This window comes from Klenkia sp. PcliD-1-E (genome assembly GCF_024124375.1).
GTDB lineage: Bacteria > Actinomycetota > Actinomycetes > Mycobacteriales > Geodermatophilaceae > Klenkia.
Genome location: NZ_JAMXRZ010000161.1, coordinates 1 through 7690, shown reverse-complemented (window position 1 = coordinate 7690; position 7690 = coordinate 1). Strand labels below are relative to the sequence as shown.

7 protein-coding genes are annotated in these 7690 nt (G+C 74.3%); 3 read left to right on the top strand and 4 right to left on the bottom strand.

Annotated elements, in window-relative coordinates:
• Nucleotides 1-1083 (top strand): ATP-binding protein (locus NH342_RS20935; protein ID WP_253017955.1); only part of this gene is annotated, 1083 nt, incomplete at its 5' end.
• Entirely contained in the window at nucleotides 1080-1739 is a 660-nt protein-coding gene (locus tag NH342_RS20930) for a response regulator transcription factor (protein WP_308200722.1), read from the top strand. The genes NH342_RS20935 and NH342_RS20930, both read left to right, overlap by 4 nt.
• Nucleotide 1740: 1 nt before the next feature.
• Here NH342_RS20930 and NH342_RS20925 read toward each other — a convergent pair whose 3' ends face one another.
• Both NH342_RS20925 and NH342_RS20920 read right to left on the bottom strand, forming a co-directional pair.
• Nucleotides 1741-2478, bottom strand: a complete 738-nt coding sequence (locus NH342_RS20925; RefSeq protein WP_253017954.1) for a PIG-L deacetylase family protein — start codon at nucleotides 2476-2478, stop codon at nucleotides 1741-1743.
• A 52-nt stretch (nucleotides 2479-2530) separates the two neighbouring features.
• Nucleotides 2531-2803 (bottom strand): chorismate mutase, encoded by a 273-nt coding sequence (locus tag NH342_RS20920; protein WP_253017953.1) that lies wholly within the window; start codon nucleotides 2801-2803, stop codon nucleotides 2531-2533.
• Nucleotides 2804-3019: 216 nt separating this feature from the next.
• Here NH342_RS20920 and pcrA point away from each other — a divergent pair, with 216 nt between their 5' ends.
• Nucleotides 3020-5311: a DNA helicase PcrA gene (gene pcrA, locus NH342_RS20915; protein ID WP_253017952.1), complete on the top strand. Its 2292-nt coding sequence runs from the start codon at nucleotides 3020-3022 to the stop codon at nucleotides 5309-5311.
• 195 nt (nucleotides 5312-5506) lie between these two features.
• Here pcrA and NH342_RS20910 read toward each other — a convergent pair whose 3' ends face one another.
• The gene (locus tag NH342_RS20910) at nucleotides 5507-6358 is read right to left on the bottom strand and encodes a peptidoglycan DD-metalloendopeptidase family protein (protein ID WP_253017951.1); all 852 of its coding nucleotides are present in this window, start codon (nucleotides 6356-6358) and stop codon (nucleotides 5507-5509) included.
• A 179-nt stretch (nucleotides 6359-6537) separates the two neighbouring features.
• Nucleotides 6538-7389 (bottom strand): triacylglycerol lipase, encoded by an 852-nt coding sequence (locus NH342_RS20905; protein WP_253017950.1) that lies wholly within the window; start codon nucleotides 7387-7389, stop codon nucleotides 6538-6540.
• Between the last annotated feature and the right edge of the window lie 301 nt (nucleotides 7390-7690).

The following is a 7690-nucleotide window of genomic DNA, read 5'->3' as shown; positions in this document are numbered from 1 at the left end:
ACCGCCGACCACCTGCGCCTGGACCCGGTCGTCGTCCGGGTCGCCTTCGTGCTGCTCGGGCTCTCCGGCGTCGGGGTGGTCGCCTACGCGCTGCTCTGGTTCACCATGAAGGCCGCGCCGGCCGGGTACGAGCGCCCCGGCCGCCCGCCGCGGGCCAGCGGCCGGCAGCTGCTCGGGCTGGTCGTGCTCGGCGTGCTGGCGCTGGGCCTGTCCAGCCGGCTGGACGCCTTCACCCGCGGCGACGTCGTCGTCCCCCTGGTGCTGGCCGGCGCGGGTCTCGCGGTCATCTGGTACCAGCTGGACACCGAGCGCACCGACGTGCGGTCGGCCCGCTGGGGTCTGGTGGTCGGCGTCCTGCTGGCCGGTGGCGGGCTGGTGCTGCTGCTGGCCACCACCGGTCAGCTGGCCAACGCGCGCAACGGCTTCGTCGCCACCGTCGTCGTGCTCGTCGGCATCGTCCTGGCCACCGCACCAGTGTGGCGACGGCTGCTGGACTCCCGGGCCGACGAGCGGGCCGCCCGCATCCGCTCGGAGGAGCGCGCCGCGGTGGCCGCGCACCTGCACGACTCGGTGCTGCAGACCCTCGCCCTCGTGCAGAAGCACGCCGGCGACCCCGCGCAGGTGATCCGGCTGGCCCGCGGCCAGGAGCGCGAGCTGCGCAGCTGGCTGTACGCCCCGCGCACCGTCGAGGGCGGCACCTGGGCCGGGCGGGTGTCGCAGCTGGTCGCCGAGGTGGAGGCCGACCACGAGGTCGCCGTCGACCCGGTCGTCGTGGGCGACCTGGACCTCGACGACGCCGTGGAGGCCCTGGCCCGGGCCACCCGCGAGGCCGTGGTCAACGCGGCCAAGCACGCCGGCGTCGCCTCCGTCGACCTCTACACCGAGGTGACCGCCGACGCCGTCACCGTCTACGTCCGCGACCGCGGCACCGGCTTCGACCCCGACCGGGTGCCCGAGGACCGGCGCGGGCTGCGGGACTCGGTGGTGGGCCGGCTGCAGCGGGTCGGTGGCACCGCGACGGTGCACACCGCGCCCGGTGCCGGCACGGAGGTCGAGCTGGTGCTGCCGAGGAGGGCGACGTGACCACGCCGATGACCAGGGTGTTCCTGGTCGACGACCACGCCATGGTGCGCTCGGGGGTGCGCGCCGAGCTGGGCGACGCCGTCGAGGTGGTCGGGGAGGCCGCCGACGTCGACGGGGCCGTCGCCGGGGTGCGGGCCACCCGCCCGGACGTCGTCCTGCTCGACGTCCACCTGCCCGGGGGTGGGGGCCGCACGGTGCTGGAGACCCTGCGCGCGGAGCTGCCCGACGTGCGGTGGCTGGCGCTGTCGGTGTCCGACGCCGCCGAGGACGTCATCGCCGTCATCCGGGCCGGCGCCCGCGGCTACGTCACCAAGACCATCTCCGGTCCGGACCTGCGCGACGCGGTGGCCCGGGTCGCGGAGGGTGATGCGGTGTTCTCCCCGCGGCTGGCCGGGTTCGTGCTCGACGCGTTCGCCGCCGGGCCGGCCGCGCCGGTCCCCGAGCCGGACGTCGACCCCGGGCTGGACCTGCTCTCGGCGCGGGAGCGGGAGGTCATGCAGCTGCTGGCCCGGGGCTACACCTACCGCGAGATCGGCCAGCGGCTGTTCATCTCGGTCAAGACGGTGGAGTCGCACGCCTCGGGCGTGCTGCGCAAGCTGCAGCTGTCCAACCGCAACGAGCTCACCCGGTGGGCGGTCGACCGCAAGCTGGCCTGAGTCAGGCGGTGTGCACCACGTGGAAGGCCTCGGCGAGGCGGCCCTCGGGCAGACCGTGTCGGGCGGCGGTCTGCCGCATCCAGCCGGTCACGAACTCCCGCAGCTGACCCTCGGGCTGGTGGGCGACCTGGGTGACGTGCGACTCCAGTGCGGCGAACTTGCGGTCCACCACGTCGGTGACGTCGACCGCGTGGTCGGCACGCGGGCTGGCGCCCAGCCACACCTCGGCCACGGTCCAGGCGTCCAGGCCCTCGTCGGCCAGCAGCTCCGGGAAGGCGAAGGGGTTGCGGGCGTCGGGGTAGACCGCGCGCAGGGTGGACTCGCCGACCGTCATGTGGTCGGGGTGGCTGGCGCCGATCCGGTCGTACATGCGCTCGGGGGAGGAGGTCAGCACCCGCTGCGGGCGGACCTGCCGGATGACCCGGCTGATGTCGCGGCGCAGGTCCAGCGTCAGCTCCACCCGGCCGTCGGGGTAGCCGAGGAACCGGACGTCGGAGACGCCCACGGCGGCGGCCGCGGCGCGCTGCTCGGACTGCCGCAGCAGCGGCATCTGCTCGCGCGGGGTGTCGTCGAACCCGCCCGCGTCGCCGTCGGTGACGATCAGGTAGGTCACCTCGGTGCCGGCGGCGGTCCAGGTGGCGACCGTGCCGGCGCTGCCGAAGTCGACGTCGTCGGGGTGGGCGAGCACGCACAGGGCGCGCTCGACGTGCTCGGCGGGGGGACGCTGCGGGGAGCTCACGAGGGGAGTGAAGCAGCCCGGGCGTCCCGGTGTTCCGTGGAGCCGGTGGAGCTCAGAGCCGGCCGCGGCCCTGGCGGAGCAGCATCATGCCCAGCGCGGCGCCGTCGGTGCCCAGCGCCTGCTGGAACGTCGCGAGCACCTGCTGCTCGCGGGCCAGGGACAACCGGGTGCCGCCGGTGGAGCGGCGGAGCGCGCCGATCTCCTGGGAGATGGCCAGGCGCTGCTGCACGAGCCGGATGATCTCGGCGTCGCAGGCGTCGATCTCGCCGCGCAGCTCGGTGATGCGGGCGGCGGCGTCGGTGGCGGTGTCGGCGGTCGCGGTCATGGGTTCCTCCTGGGTGGGAGGGCCGTCGGACCCCGGAGACGAAGGAACCCCGGGCTCGTGGGCCCGGGGTTCGTCTGTCAGTGGCTAGCGCTGAGGGACGGCGACCGGTACCCGGTGGCCGTAGGAAAACTGCTGCGCGCTCAGCACGGGGCGCAGTCTGCCACACCTCGCGGCCCCGGGGGAGTGTCGGCGCCGCCGCCTAAGCTCGCAGGGGTCATGACGAGCCCGCAGATCTCCCTCCCCGGAACCGCCGCCCTGCCCCGCCAGACGTCCGGCCAGGTGGGCCGGGAGCTGGAGCGGATGCTCGCCGGGCTCAACGGCCCGCAGCGCGACGCGGTGGTCCACGAGGGCGGCCCGCTGCTCATCGTGGCCGGCGCCGGCTCGGGCAAGACCCGGGTGCTCACCCACCGCATCGCCTACCTGCTCGGCGCCCGCGGCGCGCACCCCGGCGAGATCATGGCCATCACCTTCACCAACAAGGCCGCCGGGGAGATGAAGGAGCGGGTGGCCCAGCTGGTCGGGCCCCGCGCCCGCGCGATGTGGGTGTCGACGTTCCACTCGATGTGCGTGCGCATCCTGCGTGCCGAGGCCGGCAAGCTCGGCATGAAGAGCTCCTTCACCATCTACGACCAGGGCGACTCCGTCCGGCTCATGACGATGGTGGCCCGCGACCTGGACCTCGACGCCAAGCGCTACCCCGGCCGCAGCCTGGCCGCGCAGATCTCCAACCTGAAGAACGAGCTGGTCGACGAGGAGTCCTACGTCCCGCAGACCCCACCGGAGAAGGTGCTGCGCGACGTGTACGCGCTCTACCAGCGCCGGCTGCGCGAGGCGCACGCCATGGACTTCGACGACCTCATCATGACCACGGTCAACCTGCTGCAGGCCTTCCCCGACGTCGCCGAGCACTACCGCCGGCGGTTCCGGCACGTGCTGGTCGACGAGTACCAGGACACCAACCACGCGCAGTACGCCCTGGTCCGTGAGCTGGTGGGGTTCCCCGGCGGGCCGGTGCCCCCGGCCGAGCTGTGCGTGGTGGGCGACGCCGACCAGTCCATCTACGCCTTCCGCGGCGCCACCATCCGCAACATCGACGAGTTCGAGCGCGACTACCCCGAGGCCACCACGATCGTGCTGGAGCAGAACTACCGCTCCACGCAGCGGATCCTGCGCGCGGCCAACCAGGTCATCGCCCGCAACACCGCCCGCCGGCCGAAGAACCTGTGGTCCGACGCCGGCGACGGCGAGCTCATCGAGGGCTACGTCGGGGAGAACGAGCACGACGAGGCCGCCTGGGTCGCCGAGCAGATCGACCGGCTGGTCGACGACGGCGTGGCCAAGCCCAAGGACATCGCGGTCTTCTACCGCACCAACAACGCCTCCCGCGTCTTCGAGGAGGTGTTCATCCGGGTCGGCATGCCCTACAAGGTCGTCGGCGGGGTGCGCTTCTACGAGCGCAAGGAGGTCCGCGACGCGCTGGCCTACCTCAAGGTGGTCAGCAACCCCACCGACGTCGTCAGCCTCCGGCGGGTGCTGAACACGCCCAAGCGCGGTATCGGCGACAGGGCCGAGGCGGCGGTGGAGACCCTCGCCGACCGGGAGCGCATCGCGTTCGCCACCGCGCTGCGCCGGGCCGAGGAGGCACCGGGCCTGGCCACCCGGTCGCTGAAGAACATCCAGGAGTTCGTCGCGCTGCTGGAGGAGTTCGAGCACCTGCTCGCCACCGGCTCGGGGCCCTCCGCGCTGCTGGAGTCGATCCTGGAGCGCAGCGGTCTGCTGTCGGAGCTCGAGGCCTCCACCGACCCGCAGGACGAGGGCCGGGTGGACAACCTGCACGAACTGGTCAGCGTGGCGGCGGAGTTCGAGGCGGTGAACCCCGAGGGCACCGTCACCGACTTCCTGGAGCAGGTCTCCCTGGTCGCCGATGCCGACCAGATCCCGGTCAGCGGCGACGACTCCGGGGTGGTCACGATGATGACCCTGCACACCGCCAAGGGCCTGGAGTTCCCGGTCGTGTTCCTGACCGCCCTCGAGGACGGCGTCTTCCCGCACCTGCGCGCGCTGGGCGACACCAAGGAGCTGGAGGAGGAGCGCCGGCTGGCCTACGTCGGCATCACCCGTGCCCAGCAGCGGCTGTTCCTGTCCCGGGCCACCGTGCGCACCTCGTGGGGGCAGCCGGCCTACAACCCGCCCTCGCGCTTCCTCGACGAGCTGCCCGCCGACGCCGTGCACTGGACCGGCGTGGACCCCAAGCCCTCGGCCTCCTACGGGTCGGCGCAGCGCCGGGTGGCCGCCACCGGGCTGTCCACCGGCGGCCTGCGCGGCGGGGTGGGCAACCGGCAGGTCATCAGCGTCGACGTCGGGGACCGGGTCAGCCACGACGCCTTCGGCCTGGGCACGGTCGTCGAGGTCAACGGCGTGGGCGACAAGGCCCAGGCCACCGTCGACTTCGGCTCCGGCGGCACCAAGCGCCTGGTCCTCCGCTACGCCCCGGTCGTCAAGCTGTGACCTGGCGATCCTCCGGATCGCACCGCGGCCAGGAGCCGTCCCCCGGCTGAGCTGAGCTGGGTGCGGTGGCGTGCCGCGCGTTGATCTTGCAGAACGGCAACAGGGACACGCGGACGGACGGCGCGTCCCCGTTGCGGTTCTGCATGATCAACATGGGCCGGGTAGCCGGCGTGCAGGCGGGGTGGCGGTGGGGCCTCAGGCGCCGGGGACGGAGATGCCGCGGTCGTTGAGCCAGACCTCGGGGTCGGTGGGGCGGCCGGTCATCGAGCCGACGTGGATCTCGAAGTGCAGGTGCGGACCGGTCGACTGGCCCTCGCTGCCCACCTTGGCGATGAGGTCCCCGGCGGAGACGACGTCCCCTGCCTCGACGTAGAGGTAGCGCATGTGGCCGTAGATCTCGACGTTGCCGTCGGCGTCCTGGACGTAGATCGCGTTGCCGTACCCGCTGGCCGGCCCCGCCCGCAGCACGACGCCGTCGGCGGCGGCCACGATCGGGGTGCCCAGGGGCGCGGCCAGGTCGATGCCCCAGTGCATCTGGCCCCAGCGCTGGCAGAAGCAGGTCGTCATGACCCCGTCGGTGGGCAGCACGAAGCTGGGCTCGCGGGCGGCGCGCGACGCGGCGAGGTCGTCCAGCCGGGCCTGGGCCTCGGCGGCGGTGATCTCGCGGCGGGCGTCGGCGTCGTCCATGCCGCCGGAGAAGTTCGACTCGGTCGCCGACAGGCCGTAGTCGCCGGCGACGGCGTCCGGCCGGGGAGCCGCGCCGCTGCCCAGGACGGCGGCGAGCAGGCCGCCGACGGCGAGTGCGGCCAGCAGCAGACCGCCGCGGCGACGCGGGGGCCGGGGCAGCCGGTGCCGCCCGGTGGGACGGGCGACCGGCCCGCCGGCGAGCACCTCCACCCGGCCCGCGGGCGGGGCGAGCGCGTCGTCGGCGGGGAACCGCGCCGCGGGCAGCGCGTCGAGGTCCTCCAGCGCGGTCAGGTCGAGTGCGGGGGCCTCCAGGACCGACCGGTCCCGCACCGGGCGGCCGGGCCGCGGGGGTCCGACCACGTGGCGGGAGCGGGACAACGGGTACCGCCTTCCGGTTCGCCAGAGGAGTGACGAGCGCCGGCGGGGTGCCGACCGCGTGACCGGAATGTGACCACGCGTCACCGCGCGGGGCGGGGAGGCAGTGCGGCGTGTCGCTGAGTCGACTTCTGCTCACCGACCGTGAGGCGGCGGTGGTCCGCTCAGGCGACGGCGACGTCGTGCATGCCGGTCCCGGACCGGTGGCCGGCCAGGGTGGCGGCGACCTCGTCGACCACCCCGCGGTGGATCGGCAGCGACATGTGCCCGATCCCGTGGACGCCGACGTTGCGGGCGTGCAGGTCGGGGTGGTCGCAGCGGCCCGAGGACACCGGGAGCACCAGCTGGTCCAGGTCGCTCCAGATCGCGGTCAGCGGGACGTCGAACCCCGGAGCCGGGCGGCCCAGCTCGGCCAGCAGGTCGGAGCCGGCCCGCAGCTGGCGGATCAGCGGCGTGGGCACGGCGTGCGCCCACAGGGTGCCGCCGTGCGGGGACCCCAAGGTGGTCAGGGAGGCGAACCGCGCGCTGCCGCCGCACTGCAGCAGCCACCGGGCGACGATGCCGCCCAGGCTGTGGCCCACCACGTGGACGCGGTCGTGGCCGCTCTCCTCGCAGACCCGGGCCAGGTGCTCCTCGAGCTGGCGGGCCGCGACCCGGACGTCCTGCACCAGCGGGCTGTAGTTCCAGGTGCTGACGCAGGTGAAGCCGCGCCGGCGCAGCGCCCGCGACATCACGGTGAACACCGAGCGGTTGTCGACCATCCCGTGCACCAGCACGACGGGGACGCGGGCGGCCAGCGGGTCGCCGGCGAAGAAGGCCCGCACGGCGGGCGGCCGCCACTCGGGGCGGACCCGGTCGTCGACGACCGGGGTCTCCGGGCGCGTGCCCAGCGGCCAGAGCAGGGCGTGCGCGCTCACCCAGGCCAGCTCGGTCAGCCCGCCGGCCAGCGTCGAGGGGGTGCACAGCTGGCGCACGGTGCGCGCGGCGCGGACCACGCCGGACGCGCCGCTCGCCACGACGGCGGGGGTGCCGTGCCACGCTGGGGTCGACGCGGACGTCGTCACCGGCACCTCCCGGGTCGTGCCGCACCGCAGGATGCTGCGGTCTGGCTGTGGTGGGGCTCACGACCGCCTGCCCCGTTCACGTCACGGTAATGCCCGCGTGTGCTGGACGTCACACATGGGCACGACCCGACACGATCACGATGCGGTCACGGCTGCGCGCCGGCTGCACCCGAGGAGGACCCCCGTGGCCACCCGCAGGACCGGAGACCAGCAGCGCCGACCCGGCCCCGGCCGGACCGCCGCGGCCCGCCGG